Origin of the sequence: Tepidimonas taiwanensis, assembly GCF_020162115.1 — a bacterium.
GTDB lineage: Bacteria > Pseudomonadota > Gammaproteobacteria > Burkholderiales > Burkholderiaceae_C > Tepidimonas > Tepidimonas taiwanensis.
In genome coordinates, this window is record NZ_CP083911.1 from 512,523 (window position 1) to 525,791 (window position 13,269).

The 13,269-nt window shown below is 71.1% G+C and carries 14 protein-coding genes; 12 read left to right on the top strand and 2 right to left on the bottom strand.

Annotation, left to right across the window (positions count from 1 at the left end; translation table 11 throughout):
- The first annotated feature begins 136 nt into the window (after positions 1-136).
- Positions 137-1,246, top strand: a complete 1,110-nt coding sequence (locus LCC91_RS02390) for a fatty acid desaturase (RefSeq protein ID WP_058616200.1) — start codon at positions 137-139, stop codon at positions 1,244-1,246.
- A 191-nt stretch (positions 1,247-1,437) separates the two neighbouring features.
- Positions 1,438-2,952 (top strand): DEAD/DEAH box helicase, encoded by a 1,515-nt coding sequence (locus tag LCC91_RS02395; RefSeq protein ID WP_058616199.1) that lies wholly within the window; start codon positions 1,438-1,440, stop codon positions 2,950-2,952.
- Here LCC91_RS02395 and LCC91_RS02400 read toward each other — a convergent pair.
- On the bottom strand, positions 2,909-3,757 hold the full coding sequence (locus tag LCC91_RS02400; RefSeq protein WP_143898073.1) for a symmetrical bis(5'-nucleosyl)-tetraphosphatase: 849 nt from the start codon (positions 3,755-3,757) through the stop codon (positions 2,909-2,911). The two genes, LCC91_RS02395 and LCC91_RS02400, sit on opposite strands and share 44 nt — an antisense overlap.
- A 9-nt stretch (positions 3,758-3,766) precedes the next feature.
- Between LCC91_RS02400 and LCC91_RS02405 the strand changes: the two genes are divergently transcribed.
- On the top strand, positions 3,767-5,101 hold the full coding sequence (locus LCC91_RS02405; RefSeq protein WP_143898071.1) for a hemolysin family protein: 1,335 nt from the start codon (positions 3,767-3,769) through the stop codon (positions 5,099-5,101).
- Here the strand turns inward: LCC91_RS02405 and LCC91_RS02410 are convergent.
- Positions 4,989-5,969, bottom strand: a complete 981-nt coding sequence (locus tag LCC91_RS02410) for a LysR family transcriptional regulator (protein WP_143898070.1) — start codon at positions 5,967-5,969, stop codon at positions 4,989-4,991. The two genes, LCC91_RS02405 and LCC91_RS02410, sit on opposite strands and share 113 nt — an antisense overlap.
- Positions 5,970-6,092: 123 nt before the next feature.
- On the opposite strand from LCC91_RS02410, the gene LCC91_RS02415 reads away from it, so the two are divergent.
- The 9 genes from LCC91_RS02415 to LCC91_RS02455 all read left to right on the top strand — a co-directional run bounded on the left by LCC91_RS02415 (position 6,093) and on the right by LCC91_RS02455 (position 13,240).
- Complete coding sequence (locus LCC91_RS02415) at positions 6,093-7,514, top strand: form I ribulose bisphosphate carboxylase large subunit (RefSeq protein WP_043701478.1); 1,422 nt, start codon at positions 6,093-6,095, stop codon at positions 7,512-7,514.
- A 27-nt stretch (positions 7,515-7,541) separates the two neighbouring features.
- Positions 7,542-7,862: a ribulose bisphosphate carboxylase small subunit gene (locus LCC91_RS02420; protein ID WP_043701481.1), complete on the top strand. Its 321-nt coding sequence runs from the start codon at positions 7,542-7,544 to the stop codon at positions 7,860-7,862.
- A gap of 58 nt (positions 7,863-7,920) precedes the next feature.
- A complete protein-coding gene (locus LCC91_RS02425) occupies positions 7,921-9,840 on the top strand; it encodes a CsoS2 family carboxysome shell protein (protein ID WP_143898068.1) in 1,920 nt (639 codons plus the stop codon).
- A gap of 54 nt (positions 9,841-9,894) precedes the next feature.
- Entirely contained in the window at positions 9,895-11,451 is a 1,557-nt protein-coding gene (locus LCC91_RS02430) for a carboxysome shell carbonic anhydrase (RefSeq protein WP_058616193.1), read from the top strand.
- A gap of 15 nt (positions 11,452-11,466) precedes the next feature.
- On the top strand, positions 11,467-11,721 hold the full coding sequence (locus LCC91_RS02435; protein WP_043701491.1) for a carboxysome peptide A: 255 nt from the start codon (positions 11,467-11,469) through the stop codon (positions 11,719-11,721).
- Between the two features lie 5 nt (positions 11,722-11,726).
- On the top strand, positions 11,727-12,044 hold the full coding sequence (locus tag LCC91_RS02440) for a carboxysome peptide B (protein WP_082668376.1): 318 nt from the start codon (positions 11,727-11,729) through the stop codon (positions 12,042-12,044).
- Between the two features lie 52 nt (positions 12,045-12,096).
- A complete protein-coding gene (locus tag LCC91_RS02445; RefSeq protein ID WP_043701494.1) occupies positions 12,097-12,393 on the top strand; it encodes a BMC domain-containing protein in 297 nt (98 codons plus the stop codon).
- 66 nt (positions 12,394-12,459) lie between these two features.
- Positions 12,460-12,798, top strand: coding sequence for a BMC domain-containing protein (locus tag LCC91_RS02450; protein ID WP_082668375.1), 339 nt, complete (start codon positions 12,460-12,462; stop codon positions 12,796-12,798).
- 22 nt (positions 12,799-12,820) lie between these two features.
- A complete protein-coding gene (locus LCC91_RS02455; protein ID WP_058616191.1) occupies positions 12,821-13,240 on the top strand; it encodes a ferritin-like domain-containing protein in 420 nt (139 codons plus the stop codon).
- Positions 13,241-13,269 lie beyond the last annotated feature (29 nt).

Genomic DNA, 13,269 nt, shown 5'->3' on the forward strand with positions numbered 1-13,269 from the left:
AAGAGCGGCACGCGAGCGCCAGCCTTCGCTTGACTTGTGTCAAGCCAGGGTAAGCCGCATCGGGCATACTTGCGGCCGGCGGCTGGGGCCCATCCGGGTGGCCGCCGAGGTTCGAGTCCGTCCGTCGTCTTGTTCTATGTCCGCCAACGAAACCCTCTCGTCCCCCGAGACCGCCCAACCCATCCCGCCCGGGCAGCCCCTGCCGCACCGCAAGGTGATCCGCGGCTGGATCACGCCGCTGGCCGAGCGGCGCACCGCGATCGCGATCGCCCTGTTGGTGCTCGACTGGGCGATCTTTGCCGCCCTGATCGCCGGTACGGTCGTGTTCGAGGCATGGTGGGCCAAGCTGCTGTGCGGGCTGGCCGCGGGCTTCACGATCGGGCGCCTGTTCATCATCGGCCACGACGCCTGCCACCAGAGCTACACGCCGCACCGCGGGCTCAACAAGGTGCTGGGCCGCATTGCGATGATCCCGTCACTGACGCCCTACAGCCTGTGGGAGGTCGGTCACAACGTCGTGCACCATGGGTACACCAACCTCAAGGGGGTGGATTTCGTTTGGGCGCCGCTGACCAAGGCCGAGTTCGATGCGCTCTCGCCCGGCCGCCGGCTGCTCGAGCGCATCTACCGCAGCGGCTGGGGCCCCGCGCTGTACTACTTCATCGAGATGTGGTGGCTGCGCATGTTCTTCCCGCGCAAGACCTACATGGGCACGCGCCGGCCGGAGTTCGTGTGGGATGGCGTGTTCGTCCTCGCGGTCGCGCTGCTGTGGATCGGTGGCATGGTCGCGGCGGCGCTGGCGACCGGCCAATCGGTGTGGCTGCAGGTCGTGATGGGCTTCGTCGTGCCGTTCGTGTTCTGGAACGCGATGATCGGTTTCGTCGTCTACGTGCACCACACGCACCCGGCGGTGCAATGGCACGACGACAAGATCGCCTGGGCCAAGGCGGCACCGTTCGTTTCCACCACCGTGCACCTGGAGTTCCCGTTCAAGATCGGCGCGCTGATGCACCACATCATGGAGCACACCGCGCACCACGTGGACATGAGCGTGCCGCTGTACAAGCTCAAGCAGGCGCAAAAGAAGCTGGAGGAGATGCTGCCCGGCCGCATCATCATCCAGCGCTTCAGCTGGCGCTGGTATTTCGACACGGCGCGCCGCTGCAAGCTGTACGACTTCACACGCCGCTGCTGGACGGACTTCCAGGGCCGGCCGACGAGCGACCCGGCGCCGTCGTACGCCTGAGCGCGCGGCAGTAGCCGAAGGCACCCGGGCACCGGCGCGCGCGTGAGGGCGTCAGGCCGTACGGCACGGCGTCGCAGTCGGCCCGATCAGCGCACGGACACGCACACAGACGGGCGCGAATAGGGCCCGCGGGGCCCTATTCGCTATCGCTGCTGGCGTGCCCGGTGCTGCGGTGCGACAATACGCCCCCAATGGCACAGACTTTTTCCGAATTGAACCTCGCCGAGCCGCTGCTGCGGGCGGTGGCCGAGATGGGGTATACGACGCTCACGCCGATCCAGGCGCAGGCGATTCCGGTGGTGCTGCAGGGCCGCGACGTGATGGGCGCGGCGCAGACGGGCACCGGCAAGACGGCGGCATTCTCACTGCCGCTGCTGCAGCGGCTGTTGCGTCACGCCAACACCTCGACCTCGCCCGCGCGGCACCCGGTGCGGGCGTTGGTGCTGCTGCCGACGCGCGAACTCGCCGATCAGGTCGCGCAGCAGATCAAGCTGTACGCGAAGTACACGCCGCTGCGCAGCGCGGTGGTGTTCGGCGGCATGGACATGAAGCCGCAGGTCGAGGAGCTGCGCAAGGGGGTCGAGGTGCTGGTGGCCACGCCCGGGCGGCTGCTCGACCACATCGAAGCCAAGTCCGCCGTGCTGAATCAGGTCGAGTACGTCGTGCTCGACGAGGCGGACCGCATGCTCGACATCGGCTTTTTGCCGGACCTGCAGCGCATCCTGTCGTACCTGCCGAAGCAGCGCACGACGCTGCTGTTTTCCGCGACGTTCTCGCCGGAGATCAAGCGGCTGGCGGCCAGCTACCTGCAAGACCCGGTCGTCATCGAAGTCGCGCGCGCCAACACCACGGCGTCGACCGTGGAGCAGCGCTTTTTCCGCGTCGAGGAAGACGACAAGCGTCAGGCGCTCAAGCAGCTCGTGCGCGACCAGCAGGTCAAGCAGGCCTTCGTCTTCGTCAACAGCAAGCTGGGCTGTGCGCGGCTGGCGCGGGCGCTGGAGCGCGACGGTTTTCGCGTCGCGGCGCTGCACGGCGACAAGAGCCAGGACGAGCGGCTCAAGGCGCTCGACGCCTTCAAGCAGGGACAGGTGGACCTGCTGGTGTGCACCGACGTCGCGGCGCGCGGGCTCGACATCAAGGACGTGCCGGCGGTGTTCAACGTGGACATCCCGTTCAACGCCGAGGACTACGTGCACCGCATCGGCCGCACGGGGCGCGCCGGCGCGTCGGGGCTGGCGATTTCGTTCGTTAGCGGCCGCGACGCGAAGGCGCTGGCCGAGATTGAAAAACTCATCGGCCGCCGCGCGGAGGTGGAGCCGCTGGAGATCGAGGACGAACGGCGGCCGCGCGTCCGCGGCGCGGAGCGGGAGGACGGCGCGCGTTCACGGCGTGTCGCCGAGGCGGATGCTAACGCCGCGCCGGCCGCCGAAGCCCGTGCCGCCGCACGGGCGGGCGAAGGGCGCACCGCCCGGGGTCGCAGCGGGGGGCGAACGGCGGGCGCGCCGGCCGATCCGCTGCTCGATCAGCCGTACGAGCCCGCGCTGCCGCCCGACGCCAAGGCGGCGTGGGAGCAGCCCAGCGCGACGCCGGCGCCGAAAGGCCTGTCGGCCTACATCCGCCCGAAGCGCAAGGTGGCGGCGCTGTTGCGCGCGCCCCAGCCGCTCAGCGCCCCGGCCGCTGAGCCTGCGGACACGGTATCCGGATGATCTCGGCCCGACGCGCGTCCGGCGCCTCTAGCCCGTCCGGCAAGCGCGCGGCGCTGAGCTGCCCGCCCCAGACGCAGCCGGTGTCCAGTGCCAGCAGGTCGGCCCGGCACAGCGGCCCGAGGGTCGACCAGTGACCGAAGGCGATCGGCGTGTCGGCGCTGCGCCGTCCCGGCACGTCGAACCACGGCAGGAAACCGGCAGGTGCCTGCGCCGCGCTGTCTTTGGTGGCGAACTCCATCACGCCGTCGGCGCTGCAAAAGCGCAGCCGCGTCAGCGCGTTGACGATGACGCGCCAGCGATCCGCCCCGATCAGTCCGTCATCCCAACGGTCCGGGTGGTTGCCGTACATCCGGTGCAGCCACGCGCCCACGTCCGGGGCGCGCAGCCGCTCCTCGACTTCCGCCGCCAGCGCCAGCACCTGCGCCGGCGTCCACTGCGGCAGCACGCCCGCGTGGACCAGCAGCCAGCCGCGCTCCATCAGGGCGAGCGGTCGCCAGCGCAACCAGTCCAGCAGCGCCGCGCGGTCGGGGGCTTGGAGGATGTCGTCGAGTGTGTCGCTGCGGTGCGGCGGGCGCACGCCATGCGCCACGGCGAGCAGGTGCAGGTCGTGGTTGCCCAGCAGCACCTCTGCCGCGCCGTCGAGGGCGCGCAGCCGGCGCAGCGTGGCCAGCGACGCCGGTCCGCGGTTGACCACGTCGCCCAGGAGGATGAGCCGGTCGCGGCTCGGGGAAAAACCGATGTCGGCGAGCAGCCGCTGCAGGGCGTCGTCACAGCCCTGCACGTCGCCGATGAGGTACAGTGACATGCCGACATTATGGATGTACTGCTGATCCTGCTGCTGGCGCTGCTGAGCGGCCTGTTTTCGATGACGGAGATGGCGGTCGTCAGCAGCCGACGCGCGCGTCTGGAGCTCGCGGCCGGGGAGGGTGACCGCGGGGCGCAGGCGGTGTTGCGGCTGCAGGACAACCCGACGCTGTTTTTCTCCACGATTCAGATGGGCAACACGACGGTGGCCTTGCTCAACGGCATCGTCGGCGAAGGGGCGTTCGGGGACGGGCTGGCGGCGGCGCTGCAGGACGCGGGCCTGCCCCACGGCGCGGCGCACGCGGTGGCAACGACCGTGGTCGTGGCCGCGGTGACGTATCTGACGATCGTTATCGGCGAGCTGGTGGCCAAGCGCATCGGACAGACGGCGCCGGAGGCGATCGCGCGCTGGATGGCGCGCCCGCTGCTCGTGCTCGCCACGGCCGCCAAGCCCGCGGTGTGGCTGCTCGCCGCGTCGACCAACACCATTTTGCGCGTGGCGGGGATCCCGCCGCTGCCACGGCACGAGGTGACGATCGAAGAAATCCAGGCCCAATTGGCCCACGGGGTGCGCTCGGGCACGATCGAGCACGACGAGCACCGCATGGTGCGCAACGTGCTCGCGCTTGATGAGCGGCAGCTGGGCAGCCTGATGGTGCCGCGCGCGGAAATCGACTGGCTCGACGCGGGCGAGCCCCTGTCGGCGGTGCTGTTGCGTGCGCGCGAGGGCGGGCATTCGTGGTACCCGGTGTGCCGCGGGGGGCTGGACGACGTGCAGGGGGTGGTGCACCTGTCGCACCTGATCGCGCTGGACGAGGCCGGCGGCCGCGAGCACGACTGGCACCGCGACGCGCAGCCCGCGGTCTTCGTGCCGGAGACGCTCTCGGGGTTGGAGCTGCTGGAGCAGTTTCGCGTGCGCGCCATGCGCATGGTTTTCGTCGTCGACGAGTACGGCGAGGTGCAGGGGCTGCTCACGCCACTGGACCTGCTGGAGGCGATCACCGGGGAGCTCTCGCCCGAGGAGCCGCACGACGCGTGGGCCACGCCGCAGCCCGACGGCTCGTGGCTGCTCGACGGGGCGATGCCGGCGCACGAGTTCAAGGCACGGCTGGAGATCGCCGAACTGCCCGACGAGGAGCGCGACCTCTACGCGACGCTCGCGGGGCTGATGCAGACCGTCGCCGGGACCCTGCTGGCGGTGGGCGATGCGGTCGAGGTGGCGGGGTGGCGCCTTACGGTCGTGTCGATGCAGGGGCGGCGGATCGACCGCGTGCGCGCCGAGCGACTGGCGGATGGCGGACCTGCGCCAGCGCCTGATCCCGATGGGCATACAGCCAGTCCTTGAATGCGGCGGCCGCGGGTGAGAGCCGCTTGCCGCGCGGCGTCACGACGTGCCATTGGCGCAGCAGCGGAAAGCCCTGCACGTCGAGCTGCACCAGCTCGCCGAGCGCCAGTTCCGCCACCACCGTGTGGGCCGACAGCACCGCCAGCCCCAGCCCGCCGGCCACGGTCTGCTTGATCGCCTCGTTGCTGCCGACCTCCAGCCGCGCGCGCAGCGTGATCCCCAGCCCGTCGAAGAAGCGCTGCATCGTCGCGCGCGTGCCGCTGCCCGGTTCGCGCAGGATGAAGGGCTCACCGGCGAGGTGCCGCGGGTCGATCGCGCGCTCGCGTGCCAGCGGGTGGTCGGGCGGCGCCACCAGCACCAGCGGGTTGTCGGCGAACGGTTCGCATTGCACGTCCCACCCTTCCGGGGGCTGGCCGAGGATGTAGAGGTCGTCCTGGTTGCCGGCCAGGCGCTGCAGCAGCGCGTCGCGGTTGCCCACCACCATCGCGACGTCGATGCCCGGGTGCGCGGCCGCGAAGCCCCCGAGCAGCTTGGGCACGACGTACTTGACGGTGGTCAGGATCGCGAGCCGCACGCTGCCTTTTTCGATCCCCTGCAGCGCCGCGACGTCTTCCGCCAGGCGCCGCAGTCGCTCGTCGATGTCCCCGGCCGCCTCGGCCAGCAGCCGACCGGCGGCGGTCAGGTAGATGCGCCGGCCGATGTGCTCGAAGAGGGGCTGTCCGACCGTTTCGGCGAGCTGTTTGACCTGCAGCGACAGCGTCGGCGGGGCGAGGTGCAGCGCCTCCGCGGCGCGCGCGAAGCTGCCGTGCGAGGCGACGGCGTGGAAGACGCGCAACTGGTGCAGGGTGAGGTGGCGCGGTGAAAACATTTATCCAAATAAATCAAAAGCGTTTGAAAATTTTACTTTGAAAAAACGTTGGCGCCACCTACGATTCGCGCAGCCCCGAGCCACACGGGTGAGCGCAACCACCACGAGATCCGAGGAGTGAGCATGGCCGTCAAGACCTACAACGCTGGCGTCAAAGAATACCGCCAGACCTACTGGATGCCCGATTACACGCCGCTGGACACCGACCTGCTGGCGGTGTTCAAGATCGTGCCGCAGCCCGGCGTGGATCGGGAAGAGGCGGCCGCGGCGGTCGCGGCCGAATCGTCGACTGGCACCTGGACCACGGTCTGGACCGACCTGCTGACGGACCTGGACTACTACAAGGGGCGGGCCTACCGCATCGAGGACGTGCCCGGTGACGACACCGCGTTCTACGCGTTCATCGCCTACCCGATCGACCTGTTCGAGGAGGGGTCGGTGGTCAATGTCTTCACCTCGCTGGTGGGCAACGTCTTCGGCTTCAAGGCGGTGCGTTCGCTGCGGCTGGAGGACGTGCGCTTCCCGATCGCCTACGTCAAGACCTGCGGCGGTCCGCCGCACGGCATCCAGGTCGAGCGCGACCTGATGAACAAATACGGCCGCCCGCTGCTGGGCTGCACGATCAAGCCCAAGCTTGGACTCTCGGCCAAGAACTACGGCCGCGCCGTGTACGAGGCGCTGCGCGGCGGGCTGGACTTCACGAAGGACGACGAGAACGTCAACAGCCAACCGTTCATGCGCTGGAAGCAGCGCTTCGACTTCGTGATGGAGGCGGTGCTCAAAGCCGAGCAGGAGACCGGTGAACGCAAGGGCCACTACCTCAACGTCACCGCGCCGACGCCCGAGGAAATGTACAAGCGCGCCGAATACGCCAAATCGATCGGCGCGCCCATCATCATGCACGACTACCTGACCGGCGGCTTCTGTGCGCACACGGGGCTGGCCAACTGGTGCCGCGACAACGGCGTGCTGCTGCACGTGCACCGTGCGATGCACGCGGTGATCGACCGCAACCCCTACCACGGCATCCACTTCCGCGTGCTGACCAAGGTGCTGCGCCTGATGGGCGGCGACCACCTGCACACCGGCACCGTGGTGGGCAAGCTCGAGGGCGACCGCCAGGCGACGCTGGGCTGGGTGGATCTGCTGCGCGAGTCCTTCGTGCCCGAGGACCGCAGCCGCGGCATCTTCTTCGACCAGGACTGGGGCTCGATGCCCGGTGCCTTCGCGGTCGCGTCCGGTGGCATCCACGTCTGGCACATGCCGGCGCTGGTGACGATCTTTGGTGACGACGCGGTGTTGCAGTTCGGCGGCGGCACGCTCGGCCACCCGTGGGGCAACGCGGCCGGCGCCCACGCCAACCGTGTGGCGCTCGAAGCTTGCGTGCAGGCGCGCAACGAGGGCCGCAACCTCGAGAAGGAAGGCAAGGAGATCCTCACCGCTGCGGCCCAGCACTCGCCCGAGCTCAAGATTGCGATGGAGACGTGGAAGGAGATCAAGTTCGAATTCGACGTCGTCGACAAGCTCGACGTGCAGCACAAGTAATCCACGTTCCACCCGAGGAGATCGATCATGCAGGCCTACAAGCAGTCGCTCAAGCACGAAACGTTTTCTTACCTGCCGCAGATGACGCCGGAGCAGGTGCGCCGCCAGATCGCCTATGCACTGGCGCAGGGCTGGAACCCGGCCGTCGAGCACACCGAGCGCGGCACCCCCGCCAAGGAAAGCTACTGGTACATGTGGAAGCTGCCGATGTTCGGCGAGCAGTCGGTGGATGCGGTGTTGGCGGAAATCGAAGCCTGCCACCGCGAGTTTCCGAACCACATGGTGCGCTTCGTGGCGTACGACAACTACGCCCAGAGCCAAGGGCTGACGTTCGTGGTGTACCGCTGAGCGAGACGGCGGCACCGGCACCCCTCATCCCCCAACCGCGCAAGGAAGGAGTCCCCTGATGGACGGGACAGTGGTCAAGGCTACCCTCTCGGGTCGGGAACTGGCGCGCCAGCGCCGGCAGGCCCTGGCGTCGCACGGTCGCGCCGGTGTGGCCCAGTTGAAGGCGACGATGGCGCGCACCAGCGCGGCGGCGTCGTCCGGCTGTGGATGCGGCTGCGGTGGGCAAGGCGGGTGCGCGAACAACGCGTCCCGCGCCGCTGCGGGCGCCGCCACGGCGGATGACGGGGTGGCGCGGATGCTGGCGGCCGGCGGCGCGACGCTCGCGGCCCCGGCGTTGGCCGAGGCGGAGCGCCCACGCGTGGCCCCGCCCACCGGCCGTGCGCTGGCCCAGGCCCGGCGCGCGGCGCTGGCGCGCGACGGCAAGGCGGGGCTGACGCGCGTGGCGCAGGCGACGCGGCTCGCCACCACGATGCCCGACCGCGACTGGCGCGAGGCGCTGCAAAAGGGCGCGACCGGCCGCCAGCTCGCGATGCAGCGGCGCACGCTGCTGGCGCTGACCGGCCGCGCCGGCCTGGTCGATTCGACCCAGCCCGCCAATGCCAAGCGTCCCGCGGGGCGCGTGCGGCCGAACGCCGCGGTGCGTGAGGCGGCGTTCAAGGGCGAAGGGCATACGCTGTCGGGTCAAGCCGTTACCGGCACGCAGGTCGAGCACACCGCCAAGATCACGGGGATGGAGTCCGGTGCGTGCCGCCACGTGACGGGCACGGAGTACATTGGCCAGGAGCAGTTCGAGGCCTGGTGCGCGAGCCGCCCGCCGCAGCCGCGGCCCCCGAAGGTCGAGCTGACGCACACCGAGGCGGGGCGTCCGGTGAGCGGCGTGTCCGCCGGGCTGCACCCGAAGGTCACCGGCAACGAGACCGGCGCGTGCAAGGGCATCACCGGCACCCGCTATCTGGCGGCGGAGGACGTGGCGCTGTGCGAGCGCGTCGAGTCCCGCGCCCCGCACAAGGTCAGCGTGATGTCGTCGCGCGGTGACAACGCCGTCACCGGCACCCCCGTCGGGCGCAGCGCGAAGGTCACGGGCAACGAGGCCGGCGCGCAACGCCCGATCTCCGGCACGCAGTACGCGCTGTCGGCGCAGGGACAGGCGGGGGTGCGCGCGGGCACCGCGTCGCGTCGCGCCGAGGCACCGGCCCCGGTGGGCATCGCGCCCGCTGCGGCGGTGGAGGCGGCCGCGCCCGCGGCGCTGGTCCAGCCCGCTGTCACCGCGCCAGAGCCGGCGCCCCGTATGCCGGCGGGGTTTGCGTTGTCGACCGTCAGCGGCGACAACCCCGGCGCAGGCGGCGGGCGCATCACCGGGGACGAACGCGGGGCGTGCGAGCCGGTGACGGGCACGCCGTACGTCGGGCCGGACAACCTGCACGGGGGCTGCACGCTCAGCGGCCGCTGGCTGACGCGCTACCCGGAGCTGGCGCAGGCGGACGCACCGCCCGCCCCGCAGGACTTCAGCATCCAGCCGCCCGCGCGGCAGGCGCAGCAGCGCCGCCGCATCACCGGCGGTACCGAGGGGGACGGGTCGGCGATGCGCGTGACCGGCCCAGGCATGAAGGCGCAGGGCCTGATCACCGGGACGCCGGAATTTCGCCACGGCGGGATGGCCGCGGCCCAGTGGCTGCCGGCACCGGCCACGTCCGCCGAGCCGCCCGCGCAGCGGGTGACCGGTGAAGGGGCCACGCCGCGGGCCGTGCGCATCACCGGCGATGCCTGGGGCAGCGAGCGGCGCGTGACCGGGACCGAGGGTGCGTCCGCGATGGTGCGCAACCCGACGCAGCGCGGCATGCCGCGGCCGATGGGCGCGGCGGCGCGGCACCTGAAGGCCGTCGAGCACGGCGACGTGCCGATGAGCCCGATCACCGGCTCCAGCGGCAACACGCCGCGCGGCGCGGTGGTGACGGTCTCCGGCGGAGCGCGCGGCTGACGCGGCGGCACGGGCACTTTCCCGCAGACGCTAGCGACGACCCGAGACGTGACGATGGACACCCGCAAACGCCAGCTCGCCCTGCAGCGCAGCGCCCTTGCGCACCTGCCGCGCCATGGCATGGCGGTCGGCGCGCGCCCGACGCTGGAGGCGCGCACCGCGCCGCCGAACCCGGCGTGTGTGCCGGGCGCGGGGCAGTTCTGCCGGCACCCGCTGGTGGACGCGGCGCTCAACGCCGCGCTGCTGGCGTACGAGCAGACGGTGCGCGGGCGGTTCGAGGCGATCGAGGACGTGCTGCGCAGCCTCTCGGCACGCCAGCACGACCGCGACTTCGTCGAGCAGGCGCAGGCCCTGGCGCGCCAGCGGCTGGACACGGAGTGGCCGCTGTCGCTGCTGGAGCACGCGTGGGTGGCGGGGGTCGACATGGCCGCGCTGCAGGCGCACGCGCTGTTTGCCACCATCGAGCGCTGCGTGCGGCTGGCCGACCAGGACCGCGCGCCGTGGATGGACCGCCTGCCGGTGCAGGCGGCGGATCTGCGCGCCTGCGGTATCCATACGCTGGACGTGAGCCCGTGTGCCGACGGGCGCCTGCAGGGGCTGCTGCCGTTCGTGCTGCGCACGGCGCCGTCGGAGGCGGTGGCGGTCAAGGCGTACGCCGGTGCGCTGTTCGACGTCGAGCTCGACGTCGCCGAGTGGACGCAGCGGGAGCTGGAGCGGTTGAGTGGCGCCCTCCCGGGCGCCGAGGGAGCCGATTACTTGAAAGTCGCGGTGTACCACTTCAGCTCGTCGCACCCGCAGCACGAGGGGTGCGCCGCGCACGGCAGCCACGACGCGCGGGCGGTGGTGGCGGCGATCGAGCGGCTGCACGCGCTGCGCGAGGCGGTCAACAACACCTACGGCGAGGGTGCGGCCCCGCTGGTGATGCTGCTGGGCGTGGACACCGACCTGGACGCGCTGCGCGTGCACCTGCCGGATGCCTGCGGGCGGCTGCACGCCGACCGTTTTCTGGACGCGGCGACGCTGTACCGCGAAACGCTCGGCATGAGCGCGGACGCCGCGCACCGCCACATCGAGACCGCGGTCGTGGCGCATGTGCAGGACCTGGGCGGCGTGCTGACCCGCCAGCCCGGGGACGAGGGGTTGGCGCGGCTGGCGCAACGGTGGATCACCGCGAACCTGTCGCAGATCGAATACGTGATCCAGCACCACGCCGGCCGCTACGCCGTCATCGGACACGACGAGCATTTCATCTGCGTCGGCGACGCGCTGCCGTCGCTGCAGCTGCGCAACCAGTATTACCACGCGCACCTCGACACGGTTGAGGAGGGCGCGGCCGACCTCGACGTCGGGGTCAAGATCTTCACGGCGCTCAACCTGCGGCGGGGGCTCGCGCTGCCGATGCTGGTGCACTTCACGTACTCGTCGCGTGTGCCGGGGGCGCGCCAGCGCGCCATCGAGCGCGGCCACCGGGTCGTGGCGGCGATCCGCGCGCGCTACGCCCACTGGGACGAGCGGGGGCGGCTGCACGCCCGCGTCGCGGTCAGCGACCGTTACGGGCGCGAGCGCGTGGCGTTCGTCGACGAGGCGGTGGCGGCACCGGCCGGGCACTGAGGCGAGGAGGCGACGATGAAGATCATGCGGGTCGAAAAGACGCTGGTGTCGACCAATCGCATCGAGGCATTCGGGCACCGGCCGCTGCTGGTCGTGCAGGAAAAGCCGGGGGGCGCGCGCAGCGTGGCGGTGGACGCCGTGGGCTGTGTGCCGGGCGACTGGGTGATCTGTGTCGGCTCGTCGGCGGCGCGCGAGGCGGCGGGGGCGAAGGACTTCCCGTCCGACCTGACCATCGTCGGCATCATCGATCACTGGAATCCCGAGGGGTGAGGCCGATGGACATCGTGCGGGTGATCGACGAGCTGGTGTGCACGCGCCGCGTGCCGGGGCTGGGCCAGGCATCGCTGCGTGTGGTGCGCAGCGCGCAGGGGGTGATGTCGGTGGCGACCGATCCGGTCGGCGTGCCCGTGGGCAAGTGGGTGTTCGCCACGACCGGCACGGCGGCGCGGCTCGCGATGCCGGACAAGGGCTGCCTGACCGACCTGACCATCTGCGGGATTCTGGATCAATGGGATGAAACGCCATCGCCGGGCGACGGCGGTGGATCGGGGCAACACACGGCGGCCGCAGGGGCCGCGGTGAGCAAGGGGTGAGCCGATCGGCTCAGGTGTTTTCAACGCAATGGTGACCACGAGGAGAGCAAACATGGCAAACACGACAGGAATCGCCCTGGGCATGATCGAGACGCGCGGGCTGGTGCCGGCGATCGAGGCGGCGGATGCGATGACCAAGGCGGCGGAGGTGCGGCTGATCGGGCGGCAGTTCGTCGGCGGCGGGTACGTGACGGTGATGGTGCGTGGCGAGACCGGCGCGGTCAACGCGGCGGTGCGTGCGGGGGCGGATGCCTGCGAGCGCGTCGGCGACGGGCTGGTGGCGGCGCACATCATCGCGCGCGTGCACAGCGAGGTCGAGGGCATCCTGCCCACGGCGCCGAGCGTTTGACGCGGTCCGCGCAACCCGGCGCCGCCCCCGGGCGGCGCCCCTGACGAGCGAACGAGGAGTGTGGCGATGGCGACGATGACGGGCATAGCCCTGGGCATGATCGAGACGCGCGGGCTGGTGCCGGCGATCGAGGCGGCAGACGCGATGACCAAAGCGGCGGAGGTGCGGCTGATCGGGCGGCAGTTCGTCGGCGGCGGGTACGTGACGGTGATGGTGCGTGGCGAGACCGGCGCGGTCAACGCGGCGGTGCGTGCGGGGGCGGACGCCTGCGAGCGCGTCGGCGACGGGCTGGTGGCGGCGCACATCATCGCGCGCGTGCACAGCGAGGTCGAGGGCATCCTGCCCACGCGTCCGGACGCGGACGGCGGCGGGCGCGACGCGGAAGTGACCTCGACGCGCAGCTGACGGTGGTGACTGGGAGCACCCCATGACGGCCGATACGCGAACGCTCGGTTGGCTCACGCGCGCGCTGCAGCACGAGTTCTCGGCGCTGCAGCAGTACCTGGCGCAGGCGACGCTGGCGCGCCTGACCGGCGACGAGGCGCTGGCCCAGCGCCTGCGCGACGAGGCGCTGGAGGAGCTCGGACACGCCGAGCGGCTGATGGCGCGGCTGATCGAGCTGGGTGTTGCGCCCAACGCGGGCACGCTGGCGCCGGCGCGGCTGGGGCGGGGCGTGGTGGATTTCGGCGCGCTCAACCGCCAGCTGGAGCAGAACGCGGTGGTGCTGTACCAGGATGCCGCCGACCACACGCGGCGCGTCCGCGACACCGGCACCGAGGCGCTGCTGCGTGAGCTGGCGGCCGAGGAGGCGCAACACCTGCGCCAGTGGCTGGGCAGCGCGCCATGACGGTTTTTGCAGCGAAGCGAAGGAGGACG

Coding starts and splice junctions, on each gene's coding strand:
- LCC91_RS02440 (WP_082668376.1), top strand. CDS start 11,727: ATGGACATCGTGCGGGTGATCGACGAGCTGGTGTGCACGCGCCGCGTG.
- LCC91_RS02420 (WP_043701481.1), top strand. CDS start 7,542: ATGCAGGCCTACAAGCAGTCGCTCAAGCACGAAACGTTTTCTTACCTG.
- LCC91_RS02410 (WP_143898070.1), bottom strand. CDS start 5,969: ATGTTTTCACCGCGCCACCTCACCCTGCACCAGTTGCGCGTCTTCCAC.
- LCC91_RS02415 (WP_043701478.1), top strand. CDS start 6,093: ATGGCCGTCAAGACCTACAACGCTGGCGTCAAAGAATACCGCCAGACC.
- LCC91_RS02455 (WP_058616191.1), top strand. CDS start 12,821: ATGACGGCCGATACGCGAACGCTCGGTTGGCTCACGCGCGCGCTGCAG.
- LCC91_RS02390 (WP_058616200.1), top strand. CDS start 137: ATGTCCGCCAACGAAACCCTCTCGTCCCCCGAGACCGCCCAACCCATC.
- LCC91_RS02450 (WP_082668375.1), top strand. CDS start 12,460: ATGGCGACGATGACGGGCATAGCCCTGGGCATGATCGAGACGCGCGGG.
- LCC91_RS02400 (WP_143898073.1), bottom strand. CDS start 3,757: ATGTCACTGTACCTCATCGGCGACGTGCAGGGCTGTGACGACGCCCTG.
- LCC91_RS02445 (WP_043701494.1), top strand. CDS start 12,097: ATGGCAAACACGACAGGAATCGCCCTGGGCATGATCGAGACGCGCGGG.
- LCC91_RS02430 (WP_058616193.1), top strand. CDS start 9,895: ATGGACACCCGCAAACGCCAGCTCGCCCTGCAGCGCAGCGCCCTTGCG.
- LCC91_RS02405 (WP_143898071.1), top strand. CDS start 3,767: ATGGATGTACTGCTGATCCTGCTGCTGGCGCTGCTGAGCGGCCTGTTT.
- LCC91_RS02395 (WP_058616199.1), top strand. CDS start 1,438: ATGGCACAGACTTTTTCCGAATTGAACCTCGCCGAGCCGCTGCTGCGG.
- LCC91_RS02435 (WP_043701491.1), top strand. CDS start 11,467: ATGAAGATCATGCGGGTCGAAAAGACGCTGGTGTCGACCAATCGCATC.
- LCC91_RS02425 (WP_143898068.1), top strand. CDS start 7,921: ATGGACGGGACAGTGGTCAAGGCTACCCTCTCGGGTCGGGAACTGGCG.